The sequence below is a fragment of the Bacillus sp. FSL R5-0286 genome, from assembly GCF_038593245.1.
Classification (GTDB): domain Bacteria; phylum Bacillota; class Bacilli; order Bacillales; family Bacillaceae; genus Bacillus; species Bacillus altitudinis.
Window position 1 is genome coordinate 3,120,311 of the sequence record NZ_CP151977.1, and the last position, 17,162, is coordinate 3,137,472.

General features: G+C 43.3%; 15 protein-coding genes. 2 read left to right on the plus strand and 13 right to left on the minus strand.

Going from position 1 to position 17,162, the window contains the following annotated elements:
* Positions 1-28 precede the first annotated feature (28 nt).
* From NST24_RS16220 to NST24_RS16240, 5 genes are all read right to left on the minus strand, one after another.
* Positions 29-1,213, minus strand: coding sequence for a phosphoglycerate kinase (locus NST24_RS16220; RefSeq protein ID WP_342461988.1), 1,185 nt, complete (start codon positions 1,211-1,213; stop codon positions 29-31).
* Positions 1,214-1,426: 213 nt separating this feature from the next.
* Positions 1,427-2,434 (minus strand): type I glyceraldehyde-3-phosphate dehydrogenase, encoded by a 1,008-nt coding sequence (gene gap / locus NST24_RS16225; RefSeq protein WP_012011304.1) that lies wholly within the window; start codon positions 2,432-2,434, stop codon positions 1,427-1,429.
* A 31-nt stretch (positions 2,435-2,465) separates the two neighbouring features.
* A complete protein-coding gene (locus NST24_RS16230) occupies positions 2,466-3,503 on the minus strand; it encodes a sugar-binding transcriptional regulator (RefSeq protein WP_008347711.1) in 1,038 nt (345 codons plus the stop codon).
* A 288-nt stretch (positions 3,504-3,791) separates the two neighbouring features.
* On the minus strand, positions 3,792-5,213 hold the full coding sequence (locus NST24_RS16235) for an amino acid permease (RefSeq protein WP_326110519.1): 1,422 nt from the start codon (positions 5,211-5,213) through the stop codon (positions 3,792-3,794).
* Positions 5,214-5,314: 101 nt separating this feature from the next.
* A complete protein-coding gene (locus tag NST24_RS16240) occupies positions 5,315-6,508 on the minus strand; it encodes an ornithine--oxo-acid transaminase (RefSeq protein ID WP_024719842.1) in 1,194 nt (397 codons plus the stop codon).
* A 209-nt stretch (positions 6,509-6,717) separates the two neighbouring features.
* Between NST24_RS16240 and NST24_RS16245 the strand changes: the two genes are divergently transcribed.
* The gene (locus tag NST24_RS16245; RefSeq protein WP_342461989.1) at positions 6,718-8,160 is read left to right on the plus strand and encodes a sigma 54-interacting transcriptional regulator; all 1,443 of its coding nucleotides are present in this window, start codon (positions 6,718-6,720) and stop codon (positions 8,158-8,160) included.
* Between the two features lie 27 nt (positions 8,161-8,187).
* On the opposite strand, the gene NST24_RS16250 is transcribed toward NST24_RS16245, so the two are convergent.
* Positions 8,188-8,925, minus strand: a complete 738-nt coding sequence (locus NST24_RS16250; RefSeq protein ID WP_041507789.1) for a FadR/GntR family transcriptional regulator — start codon at positions 8,923-8,925, stop codon at positions 8,188-8,190.
* Positions 8,926-9,098: 173 nt separating this feature from the next.
* Positions 9,099-10,397, minus strand: coding sequence for an RNA polymerase factor sigma-54 (gene rpoN / locus NST24_RS16255; protein WP_342461990.1), 1,299 nt, complete (start codon positions 10,395-10,397; stop codon positions 9,099-9,101).
* Positions 10,398-10,467: 70 nt separating this feature from the next.
* On the opposite strand from rpoN, the gene yvfG reads away from it, so the two are divergent.
* The gene (gene yvfG / locus NST24_RS16260; RefSeq protein WP_017359206.1) at positions 10,468-10,683 is read left to right on the plus strand and encodes a protein YvfG; all 216 of its coding nucleotides are present in this window, start codon (positions 10,468-10,470) and stop codon (positions 10,681-10,683) included.
* A gap of 24 nt (positions 10,684-10,707) precedes the next feature.
* On the opposite strand, the gene NST24_RS16265 is transcribed toward yvfG, so the two are convergent.
* The 6 genes from NST24_RS16265 to nikA all read right to left on the minus strand — a co-directional run bounded on the left by NST24_RS16265 (position 10,708) and on the right by nikA (position 17,158).
* The gene (locus NST24_RS16265; protein WP_045034032.1) at positions 10,708-12,033 is read right to left on the minus strand and encodes an MATE family efflux transporter; all 1,326 of its coding nucleotides are present in this window, start codon (positions 12,031-12,033) and stop codon (positions 10,708-10,710) included.
* A 63-nt stretch (positions 12,034-12,096) separates the two neighbouring features.
* Positions 12,097-12,912, minus strand: coding sequence for an ATP-binding cassette domain-containing protein (locus NST24_RS16270; RefSeq protein WP_342461991.1), 816 nt, complete (start codon positions 12,910-12,912; stop codon positions 12,097-12,099).
* 13 nt (positions 12,913-12,925) lie between these two features.
* Positions 12,926-13,741 (minus strand): nickel import ATP-binding protein NikD, encoded by an 816-nt coding sequence (gene nikD, locus NST24_RS16275; protein WP_025207999.1) that lies wholly within the window; start codon positions 13,739-13,741, stop codon positions 12,926-12,928.
* A gap of 4 nt (positions 13,742-13,745) precedes the next feature.
* Positions 13,746-14,579, minus strand: a complete 834-nt coding sequence (nikC, locus tag NST24_RS16280) for a nickel ABC transporter permease subunit NikC (protein WP_045034030.1) — start codon at positions 14,577-14,579, stop codon at positions 13,746-13,748.
* Positions 14,576-15,520, minus strand: coding sequence for a nickel ABC transporter permease subunit NikB (gene nikB / locus NST24_RS16285; RefSeq protein WP_268356578.1), 945 nt, complete (start codon positions 15,518-15,520; stop codon positions 14,576-14,578). The genes nikC and nikB overlap by 4 nt, the downstream gene beginning before the upstream one ends.
* An 18-nt stretch (positions 15,521-15,538) precedes the next feature.
* Positions 15,539-17,158 carry a nickel ABC transporter substrate-binding protein gene (gene nikA, locus NST24_RS16290; RefSeq protein ID WP_342461992.1) on the minus strand — a complete coding sequence of 540 codons (1,620 nt, stop codon included), beginning with the start codon at positions 17,156-17,158 and terminating at the stop codon, positions 15,539-15,541.
* Between the last annotated feature and the right edge of the window lie 4 nt (positions 17,159-17,162).

Below are 17,162 nucleotides of genomic sequence, written 5' to 3' on the forward strand. Positions count from 1 at the left end.
TTGACACTTCCTTATAGCAGTTTTGGTCTTATTTATCGTTTAATGCAGTCACACCTGGAAGTTCTTTGCCTTCCATAAATTCAAGTGAGGCGCCGCCGCCTGTAGAAATATGGCTCATCTGATCGGCAAGACCAAATTTCTCAACAGCAGCTGCTGAATCTCCACCACCAATGACAGAATATGTATCTTTTGCTTCTGCCAGTGCTTCTGCGATTGCTTTTGTTCCTTTAGCGAATGCATCGATTTCAAATACACCCATTGGTCCGTTCCAGACAACAAGTTTGCTGTTTTTAATAACATCAGCATACTTCTCTCTTGTCTCTATTCCAATATCAAGTGCTTCTAGATCACTTGGAATTTCAGAGATTGGCACAATGCTTGTATTCGCATCATTTGAAAAGTCGTCGGCTACCAGAACATCTGTTGGAATCAGGAAGTTCACGCCTTTTTCTTTTGCACGGTCCATAAAGGATTTCGCTAAATCTACTTTGTCTTCTTCTAATAGAGATTTCCCTACTTCGTGGCCAAGTGCTTTGACAAATGTATAAGCAAGCCCGCCGCCGATGATCAGGTTGTCCACTTTATCAAGAAGACTTTCAATCACACCGATTTTATCCTTTACTTTTGCGCCACCGATAATCGCTGTAAATGGGCGATCAGGGTTTGAAATGGCTTTTCCTAGAACCTCAAGCTCTTTTTGCATGAGGAAGCCTGAAACAGCCGGAAGATACGCTGCAATACCAGCTGTGGATGCATGTGCACGGTGTGCAGCACCGAACGCATCATTGACATACACATTGGCTAAATCAGCAAACGCTTTTGATAATTCAGGATCGTTCTTTTCTTCACCAGGATAGAAACGAACGTTTTCAAGCACTAGCACATCTCCTTCTTTTAAGTCAGAGATTTGCTTTTTCACGTTGTCGCCGTAAGCTTCATCTGCTTTTTTCACTTCTTGTCCAAGAAGCTCTTGCAGACGTTTTGCTACAGGTGTCAGACGCAGTTCTTCAGTAACTTGACCTTTCGGACGACCCAAATGACTAGCTAGTAGTACCTTTGCGCCTTGTCCTGTTAAATACTCAATCGTTGGTAATGCTGCGCGAATACGAGTATCATCCGTCACTTTTCCGTCCTTCATTGGAACGTTAAAATCTACGCGGCAGAACACAACTTTACCTTTTACGTCAATGTCTTTTACTGATTTCTTATTCATGCTCGTCAGGAGATCCTCCTTTATTCTGGTTTCCTTACGCATTAGACAAGTCTCTCTTTATCCTTTTCCCATTTTGCCCTCATCAAAACGAGAAATCGTGCAGAACGGATAAATACAGAGAAAAAGGGAAAGGGATGCTTCCCCTTCCCTTGTCCGTCTTCATTATATCGTGTCTCTAGGAAAGAACCAAGTGAGTTCCTTCAGTGTGAGAAATTAAAGACCTTGTTTTGCAATGTAAGCTGCAAGGTCAACAACGCGGTGAGAATATCCACTCTCGTTATCGTACCAAGAAATGACTTTCACCATGCTGCCTTCCATTACCATTGTAGAAAGAGCATCGATTGTTGAAGAGTTTGCATTACCATTGTAGTCACCAGATACTAATGGCTCTTCGCTGTAGCCAAGGATTCCATTAAGTTCTCCTTCAGCTGCTTCTTTAAGTGCTGCATTTACATCTTCAGCCGTTACATCTTGATTTAATTCAGCAACAAGATCAACTAAAGAAACGTTAGGTGTTGGAACACGCATAGCGCCACCGTTTAATTTACCTTTAAGTTCAGGCAATACAAGTGAAACAGCTTTCGCAGCACCTGTAGAAGTTGGGATGATATTTTCCGCAGCTGCACGAGCACGACGGTAGTCTTTGTGCGGAAGATCAAGAATTTGTTGGTCATTTGTGTATGAGTGAACAGTTGTCATCATACCGCGTTTGATACCAAATTTATCGTTAAGTACTTTTGCAAATGGAGCTAAGCAGTTTGTTGTACAAGATGCATTAGAGATGACATCGTGGCTAGCTGCATCGTATTTGTCTTCGTTTACACCCATAACGATTGTGATATCTTCTTCGTTAGCAGGAGCAGAGATGATGACTTTTTTAGCGCCAGCTTCTAAGTGTTTAGCAGCGTCTGCACGTTTTGTGAAGAATCCAGTAGATTCAACAACGATTTCTACGCCTTGTTTACCCCAGCTTAATTTCGCAGGGTCACGCTCAGCTGATACTTCGATTGTTTTACCGTTCACTACTAAGTTCGTACCGTCTACAGAAACCTCTGCATCTAGTTTTCCGTGAACAGAGTCATATTGTAAAAGGTGTGCAAGCATGTTAGCGTCTGTTAGATCGTTAACCGCTACTACCTCAACTTCAGGATTGTTTAATGCTGCACGAAATACGTTACGTCCAATACGTCCAAATCCGTTAATACCGACTTTTACTGCCATGATGTTTCCTCCTTTTATAGGTCACAATGTTTTATATTGAGGGATCTATTGACTCCCTTAATAACTCTTTTGCGGCTCCTTCGTCTGTGACGAGAACCGTTCGGCGGGGTTTTTTGAAATAAGCTTCAATGGCCCCAGCCTTTGATGATCCACCTGCAACAGCAATGATGTGTGGAATGCTTTCTAAATCATCTAGCTGCATGCCGACGGAGTGCACTTTGTGGACGACCTCGCCATCACGATTAAAGTAATAGCCAAAAGCCTCTGTCACTGCGTCATGCTCATCAATCTTTTTTAAATCTTCAGCGGGTGTGTTTCGTCTCATCGCCATTGTTTTTGCTTCACCGATTCCATGAATAAGCATCGTGGATGATTTAATTGTTTGAAGCACTTCTTTGACGGACGGCTCTTCAATAATGGAAGAGTAAGCACCTTCTGACAGCTGTCCTGGAACAAACAGCAGTTTGTAAGTACCGGAAGCTTTTTCAGCCATGTGGGCACAAATGGTGTTTGCCTGATTTTTTACATTCTCCCCAAGACCGCCTCTCGCAGGGACAAACATCATGTCGCGATTTTTGGCATCAGGGGTCATCATTTCGGCAACAGCTTCCATCGTCGTTCCGCCAGTGACGGCGACGATATTATTTCCAGTAAACCTTTTTTTCATACATTGGACAGCAGCTCTTCCCATTTCTTGCTTCACCCACGGGGATTCATCGCTGTCACCAGAAACAATGATGACTTCTTCCAGGCCTAATTTCCTCTTTAATGTATTTTCCAAAAAGGTTAAACCTAAAACGTCCTTCATCATTCCTTCAAGCATTTCAAGCAAAGCATGACCTTCAGTCGTCAGCATCATACCGCTCGTTTTGACATCCAGCAGATTTTGTTCCTTTAAGAACTGAACTTCAGCTCTTAAGATACGTTCACTGAGACCAAGACTTGTCGCAAGACTTCTGCGACCAATTGGTTCAGCTAATCTGATGTACTGCAAAATGTCGTAGCGCTTTTGCATAACTGTGAGAAGATCTGGTAATAATTTTTTTTGAGCTTCCAATAAACGATTCATGGCTAACGACCCTTTCTTTTCACGTTGGACTAAAAACGTCCCACTGTGACAAAAAACGTCCCGCCACAGCCAAAAAAAATCAATCCCTGCTTTCTTTAATTATTTTAACAGGATAATCTTGCATTTTCAACTCTTACAAACACATTTAGACAAAAAATAGACACATTTTGACCGATAACCTGCTTGTCATCTAGCTTTCCGCTATTTTATTTTTTTCAAACTATTTATTTTCTTCTATATTGAATGCATTTGTCTTTGAAAAGGTGCAGGCGGTCAAAAGCCGCCTGCTTATGTTTTCGGTATCGTTTCTTTCTCTTCATTAAATCGTTTCGCATCTTCCTTCGGTTTAATCTTGAGGTAGTAAATGATATAGCAGGCGGCCATAAATGGAACTCCGCAATAAAGACCAATCCGCTGATCCTCAATAAAGAATAAACTGATAAGAACAATGCCAAATGCGATAAAGCCTGCTAATGGCACAAATGGATAAAAAGGCGTTCGGAAGACAAGATCCTTTACATCTCCGCCCTCTTTTATGAATTGTCTCCTAAAGAAGTATTGGGATAAACAAATCGACATCCAAACCACGACAAGCACCATACCCGAAATGGATATGAGCCAGACATATACCGTTTTTGGTGCTACAACACTCGTGAGCAGTGATAGAGCGGATACACCCATTGTCACCAATAAGGCATTGATCGGGATTTTACGTTTGGATAATTTTTTCGTGAAAACAGGTCCTTTCCCGTCTTTTGAAAGCGCCCAAAGCATACGTGATGATGCATATAATCCAGAGTTCGCTACAGATAAGACGGCTGTAATGATAATAAAATTCATGATATCTGCAGCGTATGGTATGCCGACCTTGTCCAACACCACAACAAACGGACTGTCCACCGCGCCGGCGGTCTGCCATGGCAGAAGCGCTGCAAGAACCGCAATCGATAAAACAAAAAAGACCATCGTCCGCCAAATAATATTCCGAATAGAGCGTGGGAGTGTTTTTTCTGGACTTTCACTCTCCCCTGCTGCAATCCCTACAAGCTCTGTTCCTTGAAAGGAGAAATTGACTGTAACCATGGTTAATAAAATCGCAAAAACACCATTAGGAAAAAGTCCGCCATGATCCGTCAAATGGCGAAATAGGGGGGCAGGTTCCCCGCCTTTCAAATGAATCATTCCGAAAATTGCGCCAATTCCAATGATAATAAACAATAAGATCGCAGCAACCTTGATGGCTGAAAACCAAAACTCGGTTTCAGCAAAGCTGCGAGCTGAGATGGCATTGATGGCAAATAAGATGACGCTAAAGGCAAGACACCAAAGCCAAACTGGGATATCAGGAAACCACCTTTGGAGTAGAATCCCTGCTGATGTAAATTCAAGTCCGATCGTACATGCCCAGCTAAACCAATAGAGCCAGCCGATCATAAAGCCTGTGGACGGACCAATATATTTGGTTGCATACTCCTGAAAGGAACCAGCTGTCGGCATCGCCACTGCTAATTCACCGAGACAGAGCATGACCAAATACATGAGTAACCCGCCAATGATAAACGAAAGAATGGCTCCCCCTGGGCCTGCTTGATGAATAATGAGTCCTGACCCAAGGAAAAGGCCTGTTCCGATAACCCCGCCTAAGGCAATCATAAAAAGATGTCTGCTTTTCATGGAACGCTCTAGTTCATTATGCTGTTCTGGCTTCAAATCCGCTTCCCCACTTTCACTCTTCTATTCATCAACCTTTGACAAAATTCGCCGTTCATTGAAAGAGAAAGGGAGAATTTGAAGGCTTCTCCCTTGATCATTTATGCTTGAAATAACGCTTGGATATGAGCAATTGCCCAATCCAAGTCTTCTTTTGAAATGGTAAGCGGCGGTGCAAATCGAATCACTGTCTCATGGGTTTCTTTGCATAACAGCCCTGCTTGCTTGAGCTTCTCACAATAAGGTCTAGCTGCCTCAGTCAGTTCCATCCCAATAAATAGTCCACGCCCGCGTACTTCCTTAATCACAGGACTTTGAATGCGTGATAGTTTGTCTTTGAAATATTGCCCAAGCTCCAGTGAGCGCTCGGCAAGCTTCTCGTCGATTAAAACATCTAGTGCAGCAAGTGATACTGCGCACGCAAGAGGATTCCCGCCGAAGGTAGACCCGTGAGACCCTGGATTAAATACACCTAAAATATCACGGTTTGCGACAACACACGAGATCGGGAATACGCCGCCGCCAAGTGCTTTACCAAGAATCAGCATATCCGGCTCAATGTCTTCCCAGTCGCATGCAAACATCTTGCCGGTCCGCGCTAATCCCACTTGAATTTCATCTGCGATCAATAACACATGTTCCTTCTCACAGATCGCTTTTGCCTCTTTTATAAAGCCCTCAGGCGGCATGACAATGCCCGCTTCCCCTTGAATCGGTTCAAAGAGAAAAGCCGCTGTTTGCGGAGTGATCGCTTCGCGTAACGCCTCAATATCTCCATAAGGGATGAGCTTTATGCCTGGAAGCATCGGACCGAAACCTCTTTGATATTCTGCTTCCGAAGAAAGTGACACAGCCGTCATTGTACGACCATGAAAATTCCCGGTACATGCAATAATTTCTGCCCGATTCTCTTCGATTCCCTTGACATCATAGCCCCATCGTCTCGCTGCCTTTACAGCCGTTTCCACAGCCTCAGCACCCGTATTCATTGGCAATGCCATCTCTTTATTCGTTAATTTGCAAATCTTCTCATACCATGGGCCAAGCTGATCATTATGGAAGGCCCTTGATGTAAGTGTCACGCGGTCAGCTTGTGTTTTAAGCGCTTCAATAATGCGGGGATGGCGATGTCCTTGGTTCACTGCAGAATATGCACTGAGCATATCCATGTAGCGGTTGCCCTCAGGATCAGTCACCCACACTCCCTCAGCCTCTGAAATCACAATTGGCAACGGATGATAGTTCGCCGCACCGTATTGTTCTGTTTGATGAATCAATGCTTTTGTCTGTGTCATCGTGTATTCCTCCTTCTATATGCTTGCCTCTTTTGATTGGGTTCATCTTCACTCTTATATTATGCAAGGATCATGCCAACTTAGTGATCGCTCTGTATCTAGGATTGTGCTCATCTTTAACGCAAAATAATTTTGCGTATGCAAATTTTTTTAGAGGAAACCGCAAAATTTTTCATGTAAAATAGAGGTAATGTCTGGAGGTGGCGCAAGTGAAAAAAGATCAGCATACCGCAAAGCTCGAAAATGAGATTGATCTATATAAACAAATGCTCGATTTAATTGATGTTGGGGTTCACGCCATTGATGAAAATGGTAATACCATTGTTTATAACAAAAAAATGATGGAGATCGAATCTTTAAAACGTTCTGATGTCCTTTATAAAAATGTCTTAGACCTCTTTGTGTTTCAGGATGAGATGCACAGTACACTTGTCCAAGCGCTGCGAACCGGGAAACAGACGGTTCATGCAAAGCAGACGTATCACAACTACAATGGAAAAGAAATCACAACGATTAACCATACATACCCGCTCGTTCGAGACGGTTTGATTCAAGGAGCGGTTGAAATTTCGAATGATGTCACGAAACTGGAACGGCTCATTCATCACAATATGAAGAAAAAAGGAAACACACGCTTTACATTTGATTCAATCATTGGGGAGAGTCCTGCCTTTTTAGAAGTGATTGAAAATGCGAAACGAGCCACACGTACCTCTTCTTATGTGCTGATTGTTGGTGAGACAGGGACGGGGAAAGAGCTATTTGCACAAAGCATTCATAATGGCAGCAGCCGTTCATCTGGACCATTTATTACGCAGAATTGCGCAGCACTGCCTGATAACCTCATTGAAAGTCTGCTTTTTGGAACACAAAAAGGGGCTTTTACAGGGGCAACAGATCAGCCCGGTCTATTCGAACAAGCGCAAGGAGGTACACTGCTTTTAGATGAGATCAACTCATTACACCCAGCTCTTCAAGCAAAACTATTGCGCGTCTTGCAAGAGAAACGTGTAAGAAGGTTAGGCAGTACAAAGGAAATCGCCATTGATGTGAGAGTGATTGCTAATATGAATGAGGACCCTGTGGATGCGATCGCAGGTGGACGGATGCGAAAGGATTTATTTTACCGGCTTGGCATTGTCACCTTGTTTATCCCGCCACTCTCTGAGCGAAAAGAAGACATCCCCACATTTGTCATGCATTTTATTCAAAAATATAATGAACTGTTTCAAATGAATGTGAAGGCGGCTGATGAAGAGGTACTTGCCCTGTTCCAAGCGTATCATTGGCCGGGCAATGTAAGAGAACTGGAGCATGTGATTGAGGCTGGAATGAATATGATGATGGACGAAACATACTTAAGCATGCATCACCTTCCTTACCATTTCCGTTTCAAGCAAGGAGAAGGACGTCCTAGTGAACACATGCAGAAGAGTCCGCTTAATCTAGCAGCTGCAGCTGATACGTTTGTCTACACGAGCTCAGATCATACAACTGACTTCCAAACCCAAATGGAACGATTTGAAAAACAATACATCGTCCATTACTTAAATAAAATGGACGACAATATTTCACAGACTGCAAAGATATTGGGCATGAGCAGGCAAAGTCTGCAATATCGAATGAAAAAGCTGCATATTTCTCTTCAATAATAGAGCTGTGCCCTTATGTGGCACAGCTTATTGAATATCTGGCTTTCCTTCCTGTTCTTGCAGCACATCACCAAGAAGTTGTTCTACTGTTTCCAAATGTGTAAGCATCGCCCTCTCCGCTTCTTCTGGCTGCTTGTCCATGACAGCTTGATAAATACGTTCATGGTCTTTGTAAAGCTGACGTATGGACGCTTTTCTTGAAAATAACACGATTTTTCTCGTTTCCCGCATCGTTTCAATTAATAAGGATGAGACCTGATTCATTAACGCCGCCAGTAAATGATTCTTTGAGGCTTTAGCGATGGCAAGATGAAATGTAAGGTCTGCCTCTTCACCAATTTCTTTATGCGCTTCTGCACGCTTCATTTGTTCTAGTGCCTCATGCAGTCGATGGAGGTCCTCGTCTGTCCGCAGCAATGCTGCCTTTTTGACAGCACCTGATTCAATGATTGATCTCACTTCAAGAAGCTGCACGATATCCTGCTGCTTCATCAAAAAAGCAGGAGATAAACAAAATGTGAGCTGCTCAGGATCGAACTGCTTCACATATGTGCCTTCTCCTTGCTTCATCTCTATTAATCCGATCGCTTTCAAAGCGGACAGCGCCTCTCTCACAGCGGAACGGCTGACTTGAAAGTTTTCAGAAAGTGCTTGAACCGAGTCTAATTTTTCGCCCGGAAGAAGCTCCCCCGTTCGAATGGATTCGACTAATGCGTCCGCAATTTCTTCATATATTTTTTTCGTTTTGATTTGTTTATATTTCAATTGGTCTCACCTCATCACTGTTGTCTACCCTATCGGCTCATGCCCTATCTTATACTTTACCCCAAAATTCAGATCACACGTCTTCCCTTTTTTCAATTCTCAAGAAATCTTCTCTCACTCTTCCACTCATCAAAAAAGAAGCACGTGCCATTGTTTCTGGCATGTGCTTCTTTTTAATCATATCGCTTCCGCAGCGTGGAAGACGGAAGGTTCATTTGTTCACGATATTTGGCAATGGTTCTGCGAGAGACGCGGATACCAAAGGTTTGCTGAAGCTGCGTCATGATTTGCTGATCCGAATACGGTTTTTTCTTATTTTCTGATTGAATCAGCTCTGCAATGTGGGTCTTCACTGTGTAGCTGGATGCTTCTTCAAGCGAATGCCCTTCTAGTTTCGCTTGGAAAAACTGTTTCATTTCCATTAACCCATAAGGAGTCTGCACCATTTTCCCTTTGACTGTTCGACTCACTGTCGACTCATGCACTTGTAATATATCTGCAACCCGCTTCATCGTAAGCGGTTTCATTTTATGCTTCCCGGTCAGGAAAAAATCAGTCTGTTGTAAGATAATCTCACGAACGACATTTGTCATCGTTTGTTTTCTCTGCTTCAGCGCTTGAACAAGCCAATTGTACTGCTGATGCTTTTCCTTTAAATATGCATATGCTTCATGCCGCTGTTGATCTTGAATCATGGCGAAATACCCTTCATTCATTTCAATGTCCGGAAAAGCACGCTGGTTCAGCTCGAATGTGATGTGACCTCCCGCAGCTGTAATCAACACATCTGGTTCTATATACACATCCTGGTCTTCATAAGAGAAATGAAGGCCTGGTCTTGGTTCGAGAAGCGACACCTCATCTTGTATGGCTTGCAGGGTTTTCAACGGCATACCTGTTTTAGCTGCGATTTCCTTCCAAGCCTTCCTTGCGAAAAGAAAGAAATGCCCTTCGATGATCAGCTCTGCTTCATACCAGCGATCCTTTTTTCGTCTAAGCTGGAGCAGGATGCATTCTTGCAATGATCTAGCGCCAATACCGGCAGGCTCTAATGATTGAAGCTGATGAAGAACGGCCTCTACTTCTTCTGCCGAAGCCTGTAACACAGCGGCCATTTGGTCAACCGGTTCATTTAAATAGCCATTGGAATCAATGGACTCAATCATGAATTGAAAAATCCTTTGATTCTTTTCACTTAAATTCAAATCAATGGCCTGTCTCTTTAAATACATTTGCAGGCTTTCTTTTTGATGCGTACGATACGGCTCTGTCATTCGATCTTGCGTTCTTTTATGATAAACTGGTTGATAGCTGTCCGTGTCTTTCCGCTCAATCAGAGGGTTCTCAAGCGCTAACTGATCAAGATACTCACCCAGCTCTGCACAATTCAATTGCAGCAGCGTAATCGCCTGCCTGAGTTCTTGCGTGAGTACCTGCTTTAATACTAGTTCTTGTTGCAGTTTAAGGCTCATTGTCTCCCCTCCCTCTCATCATTTTACATGAAGATTGACGGACCGTATATACGAAATAGGAGTGATTCCCATGTCTGAACTTTTTTCCGTTCCATACTTTATCGACAATTTAAAACAGCACATTGCCATGAATCAACATGAAGACAAGATTCATGCCATGAACGCTTATTATCGGTCGGTGGTTTCTACACTTGTGCAGGACCAATTGACGAAAAATGCTGTTGTCTTGAAGCGAATTCAGCATCTCGATGAAGCGTACCAAAAGGTGAAAAAAGAAAGCGAATAAATGGACGAAAAACAACACCCTTTCTCATGATTGCAAAGGGTGTTTTTCATGCAGGAAAAGCTTTTGATCCAGCTTCGATTTGTACATCATCAAAAAGCCGGACCGCCCTACAGTATAAATGATAAAGGCAAACCATAGTCCGTGATTGTGCCATATCGGAATGACTGCCGCCTGAACAGCCACAAACAAAATCATCGCAAACAGCATTGAATTCCTAACAGGAGCAATTTCTGTCGCACCTGTGAATACACCGTAAATCACCAAGCCAAAGCAAGCAGCAAACGGATAAAGAACGAGCCAATCGGCATATTGCAGTGTCACATCAAGAAGCTGAGGCAAATTTGTAAACAGGCTCAAAATCGGTACTTTAAAGAAAAAGTAACCTGCCGCAATGACACATGCCATCACAACTGCCCATTGTCTCGAAAGGGTTAAAGTTTTATCATAAAGCGCTCGGTCGTTCGCACCTACTGATCTACCGACAAGGATGCTGGACGCATTGGCAAATCCATCGAACAAATAGGCCATGATGTAGTGAATTTGAAATAAAATGGCATTCGCCGCCAATTGCTCCGTTCCGAAAGAAGCTCCCTTTGCTGTAAACATGTTGATCACAACAAGCAGACAGATCGTTCGGATAAATAAGTCTTTATTCACATGAAACATTTTCTTTACTGCACGTGTGTCCATCACCTGCTGGATAGACGGCATCCGAAAACCGTTTGACGTATGCTTCAAGATGATCCAGGCCCCTAACACAAAAGCAGTGAGTTCAGAGATCAATGTCGCCGCTGCCACACCTTTGACGGCAAAAGAAAACGCATGAACTAAGATCAATGCCAAGATCATATTCATGACATTGATCAAAATTTGTAAAGAAAGGGCTTCTTTCATTTTTGCCATCCCCATCAGCCAGCCGAGTATGACGTAATTCATCAAGGTAAATGGCGCTCCCCAGATCCGAATATGAAAATAGTCCGCTGCATATTCGCGCACATCAGCAGCAGGAGAGATGATCCATAATGCGGATTGAATAATGGGCCATTGAAGAGCAATAAAACAAAGCCCGACGATAATAGCCAGCAAAAAAGGCCTTAGAAAAGCAAGAACACCCTGCTCCTCGTTCTGCGCTCCGTTTGCTTGGGCGGCAAAAGCAGATGTACTTACCCGTAAAAAGCCAAACAGCCAGTACAATGTACTAAAAATGAGACTGCCGACTGCGACGCCTCCTATATAAGCGGGGTTGGCAAGCTGGCCAACAACTGCTGTATCGACAGCTCCAAGTAATGGCGTGGTCATCGTTGAAATGGTTAAAGGGATCGCCAAAGCTAAATATGCTCGATGGTTCACGATGCCACCTGCCTTTCATGAAAAATAGCCTCTCTTAAAAGAGGCATTGAGGGAATGAAAAAGTTAACGAACCGGCCTGCCAATCGTTCGAGACAAAGGGTGGCTGGCGAGCGTTGCCTCCTTCATTTTCAGCACAGCTTCGTGCTCTGATAGAAAGAAATCATCCTTCGATTGAAACTGAGCCACAAGTTCACCCTGATCAAGAATCGCTAATTGATCACTTAAATGATAGGCCGCTGTCAAATCATGTGTGATAAATACGTATGCAAGCTTCAGCTCTTTCTTTAATTCGACTAACAAATCTAAAATGACTGCCTGCGTAACCATATCTAAGCTACTGACTGATTCATCCAGCACAATGAGCTTTGGCTGAAGCACCAGTGCTCTGGCGATGTTGATCCGCTGTAGCTGACCACCGCTAAATTGGTATGGGTACTTGTACAAATCCTGCTCACTGAGCCCTACTCTTTCTAACCAGTGAATCAGTATATGCTGACGTTTTTTACGGGTCATTGGTTCATAGTTTTCAAGCGGCTCAGATAGAATTTGTTCCACTGTCCACCTTGGATTCACCGCTGAATATGAATCTTGAAATACCGCTTGTACATGTCGGCGGAAATGCTGATGTGTCCGCTGATCTGCACGAATGATATCCTGACCTTCAAACAGAACTTGTCCGGCCCTCGGCTTCTCTAGTCCAAGGATGATTCGGCCGAGTGTACTTTTCCCTGCGCCACTTTGACCTAATAACCCTAGACAAGTGCCTTCTTCAATGGTCAAATGAACGTTTTTCAGGACAGGGGCTCTCCCTTTTGTCCTCATCAGAAACGATCGGCTGCCATATGAATGACTCACTGCTTTCACTTCTATTAAATGCAACGGTCTTCTCACCTCAAATCGTGCAAACAGCTGGCATGGATGGACGAGCTGCTAAAAGTTTCTTTGTATAATCATGCTTCGGGTGTTCAAAAAGCTCAAGAACTTCAGCCTTTTCAACGATTTTTCCTTGTTTCATCACCACGACCTCGTCTGCCATTTCTGCAATCACACTAAGATCGTGGGTAATGAGCAAAATCGCCGTTCCGTATTCATGACGAATTTGATTCAAGTGCTCAAGCACCAGCTTTTGATTGTGTACATCTAATGCGGTTGTCGGTTCATCTGCGATGATCAGAGGCGGATGCATACAGGCAGCCATAGCAATCATGACCCGCTGGAGCATCCCCCCGCTTAATTCAAAAGGGTATTTACTCAGTAATTGATCTGGATGCGGCAGGTTCATTTTCTCTAAGGCTTTCATTGCCTGGACCCGTGCCTGCCTTTTACTGACAGCTGTATGCCGGCGGATTGTTTCAATCAATTGATGTCCAATCGTCCATACAGGCGTAAAGCTATTCATTGGATTTTGCATGATATATGAGAGATCTTTGCCACGAATAGACCGCATATGCTGTTCACTCAAACCGATCAATTCTCGACCTTGTAGAGTGATACTGCCTGTCACTTCCGTTGTTTTTCGATCAAGCATGTTTAAGATCGACATACTTGTCACCGTTTTTCCGCATCCGCTCTCACCAATTAATCCAACAATTTGACCGCGCTTTACCTCAAATGCTATTTCCTGAACGAGAGAAATGGTTCCTTGCGGCGTTTTCGTATGCACATGCAGGTTCTCTATGTTTAAAATAGACTCTTCCAACTGACTCATTCCTTTACACACGACGTTTGATGCCATATTTCTCTGAAAGGGCTTCTCCCAGTAAGTTGAATAGAATGACCACAGCCATAATCACAAGGCCCGGATAAAGCATCAGCTGAGGATTTGTTTGAATATAAGATTTTCCTTCATGGATCATCGCTCCCCATTCAGGCGTAGGTGGCTGAACCCCTAAGCCTAGAAAAGACATGGCGGAAATGTCCATAATCGCCCAGCCCATTTCAAGTGTGCCCACAACTGCGAGTGGCGGCAGTACATTCGGAATCATATGCTTTCTCATGATATTCCAATGGGAAGTACCACTAATCTTCGCAGCTGCAATAAAGTTTTGTTCTTTTAAACTAAGGACCATCCCTCGAAAGACGCGAGCGTAATACACCCACTGCACAAGCATCAAAGCCAGCACCACTTGAGAAAGCCCCGGTCCAAAAATACCGACTAATCCAAGGATCAGTACCAAATTCGGAAATGCCATGACCCCGTCGCACAATCTCATCAATACGTGATCGATCCAGCCCCCTTTATATCCAGATATCAGCCCTACGATTAAACCGATAGATAGAGAGGAAACAAAGATTAACAACGCACAGCCTAGTGAAATACGAGCACCATATAGAATACGAGATAAATTGCATCTTCCCAATTGGTCGGTGCCTAGAGGATACTCCCATGAAGAACCCTTTAGTTTCATTGCAAGATTAACAGCAGAAGGGTCATGCGGAGCGATCCATGGTGCACATACCGTCACAATGAGCAGGAGACCGAGCAGCACCACACAGATCGAGATCATCTTTTGATGATAGAAGAGGTGTTTTACTTTTGTCATCATGGCTGGCGGCCTTCCTTTCTAGAAATACGGGGGTCAATGAGCAGCTGAAGGAGATCAACCATCAAACTACTTAAGATAAAGATACACGCCGCCATCAACACATAAAATTGAATGACCGGCAGATCCCGGTTAAAGATCGCTTCTATAAAAAATCGTCCAAATCCAGGCCATGAAAAAACAGCCTCTACAATAATAGTCCCTGTGAGCAGCTTGCCAAGATTCACGCCAAGTCCTGTCAGCATTGGTGATATTGCCATTCTGAAGACATGTTTGAACATAATCGATTGTTCCTTTAACCCTCTCATTCTCGCATATTGAACAAAAGGCTCGTGAAGCGTCTCACTCACACTCGCTCGCAATAATCTCGTATACATCGCAATTAACGGCACAGCCAGGGTAATGGATGGCAGTACAAGATGTTCCCATGTACCAACACCTTCAACAGGTAAAAGATCGAGTTTCACTGAAAAAAAGAAGATGAGCAAATACCCCAAAACAAAGGTCGGGATAGATGCTCCTAGGAAGGAAATCATCCTGCTCACATGATCTACAACGCCATTTTTTCTCACCCCGCTGAAAAAGCCCAGTGGAATACTGACACAAATTGCGATCAGCAGACTAGTGAACGCCAATTGAATCGTCGCAGGTATTCGATAGATCACCTCATCAAGCACAGGCTGATTGGTCATATACGACCGCCCAAAATCAAGACGGACGACTTTTCCAATCGTATGAAGGTACTGCATGTAAAAAGGTTCATCTAAACCAAATTCACTTCGTTTTTGGGCTAATACCTCATCAGTAGGCTGAATATGAGCCGCTGCTAAATATGCCTCCGCTGGATCAACTGGTGACAGATGAATCATGCCAGTTGTGAACAGTGTGGCTAGTAGAAAAACAGGAATGATGGATAACATTCGTTTGATGATATAGCGGCTCATTTGCTTACCTTCCTTCTGTTACTTCAGCTTGATGCCTGTGAAAGGATGTTCATCTCGATTCGCAGGGAAATCAAAGTCCTTCACATCTTTTTGATAAACAGCTGTCTTTTTAAAATAAGAGATTGGCACAATCGCCCCTTGATCTTGCAAGGATGATAAGACGGACGAATAAAGTGCTTTACGTTTGTTTTCATTAGTTGTTGATGGAATCTCCGTCATTTCTTTGATCAGCTTATCTTTATTCGGATACGCTGAGATCGCCTCTTTGAATCCAAAACCATCTGATGAGACAACGTTCATAAATGTATGCGGATCATACGGCGCTCCATAATTGCTAAAGAAGTTCATATCAAATTTGTTCGCTTTAAACCGCTGAACCTGCGTCGCCAGCTCGACACCTTCTAGTTTGACGCCGACCCCAATGGCTGCCCATTCTGCCTGCAGTGTTTCAGCCATTGTTTTTTGAATCGATTCTGCTGAGTCATACATCATACTAAACTCAAGCGTTTTTCCGTCTTTTTCGCGTATGGTTTTTCCTTTTGGAAGCGTCCAGCCTGCTTCATCCAGTAAAGCCTTCGCTTTGTCCACATCATATTGGAAAGATTTCACCCGGATACCTGACGTATATGGCATGTTTGTCGGCAAGATGTGATCCGCTACATCCTCTAAGCCAGAGGTCACACCTTCCACCAATGATGTTTTATTGATCGCATACTGAAGGGCGTGACGCACTTTCTCATCTGACAGCTGATCGACTTTTGTGTTCATGACAAGCTGTCTTGTGGCTACAGGCTCTGACATCTTCGTTTCATACTTGCCGCTCGCCTCTAGTTGTTTAAAAGCATCAAGGCTAATCGTTCCTTCTCCGTAAAGTAGATCTACATCGCCTTTTTCAAATGCCATCACTCTTGTTTCGGCATCTGGAATGACCTTCACTTTGATTTCTTTGACCTTTGGTTTCTCTCCCCAGTAGTGGTCATTTCGTTCAAAAATCGCATAATCATCTTTTTTGTACGTCTTTAATACCCAAGGGCCTGTCCCCACTGGTTTTTCGATTCCTTTTGATGTATCTCCGTTTTTCGGAAAACCTGCTTCGCCTAGGAAACGAACGGGGCGCACAACAGCTAGCTCTTGAACAGTTGGATAATAAGGCTCAGTTAATGTGAGTTTAAACGTTTGCTTGTCCACTGCTTCTGTCTTTTTGATTTTCTTTATGACACCTAACCAGCTATGTACTTCTTTGTTTTTTAAAATCGTATCAAAATTCTTTTTCACAATGTTCGCATTAAATTTAGATCCATCTGAGAACGTGACATTGTCTCTAAGATGGAACGTATACACCTTGCCATCCTTGGAAACATCCCATGATTTTGCTAATTCGGGTTTAAGCTTTCCATTTTTTTGATAGCTCACCAATGGTTCGTAAATCATGGATTGGGCAAACAATTGTGATGGATTGTATATGTGCGGATTCATTTCGCCAATATCTCTTGGCCATGCCATGGTGATCATATCGGGATGATCCTTGTCTCCACCTGCTCCATTATTTGCTTGAGAACAGCCTACTAGTAAGAAGATCAGTAGGATAGGTAATATTGTATTTATTTTAATTTTCAGAAATTTATTCCAAATAAACATAAGT

Coding starts and splice junctions, on each gene's coding strand:
- NST24_RS16220 (WP_342461988.1), bottom strand. CDS start 1,213: ATGAATAAGAAATCAGTAAAAGACATTGACGTAAAAGGTAAAGTTGTG.
- NST24_RS16240 (WP_024719842.1), bottom strand. CDS start 6,508: ATGACACAGACAAAAGCATTGATTCATCAAACAGAACAATACGGTGCG.
- nikC (WP_045034030.1), bottom strand. CDS start 14,579: ATGATGACAAAAGTAAAACACCTCTTCTATCATCAAAAGATGATCTCG.
- rpoN (WP_342461990.1), bottom strand. CDS start 10,397: ATGAGCCTTAAACTGCAACAAGAACTAGTATTAAAGCAGGTACTCACG.
- NST24_RS16230 (WP_008347711.1), bottom strand. CDS start 3,503: ATGAATCGTTTATTGGAAGCTCAAAAAAAATTATTACCAGATCTTCTC.
- yvfG (WP_017359206.1), top strand. CDS start 10,468: ATGTCTGAACTTTTTTCCGTTCCATACTTTATCGACAATTTAAAACAG.
- gap (WP_012011304.1), bottom strand. CDS start 2,434: ATGGCAGTAAAAGTCGGTATTAACGGATTTGGACGTATTGGACGTAAC.
- nikA (WP_342461992.1), bottom strand. CDS start 17,158: ATGTTTATTTGGAATAAATTTCTGAAAATTAAAATAAATACAATATTA.
- nikD (WP_025207999.1), bottom strand. CDS start 13,741: ATGAGTCAGTTGGAAGAGTCTATTTTAAACATAGAGAACCTGCATGTG.
- nikB (WP_268356578.1), bottom strand. CDS start 15,520: ATGAGCCGCTATATCATCAAACGAATGTTATCCATCATTCCTGTTTTT.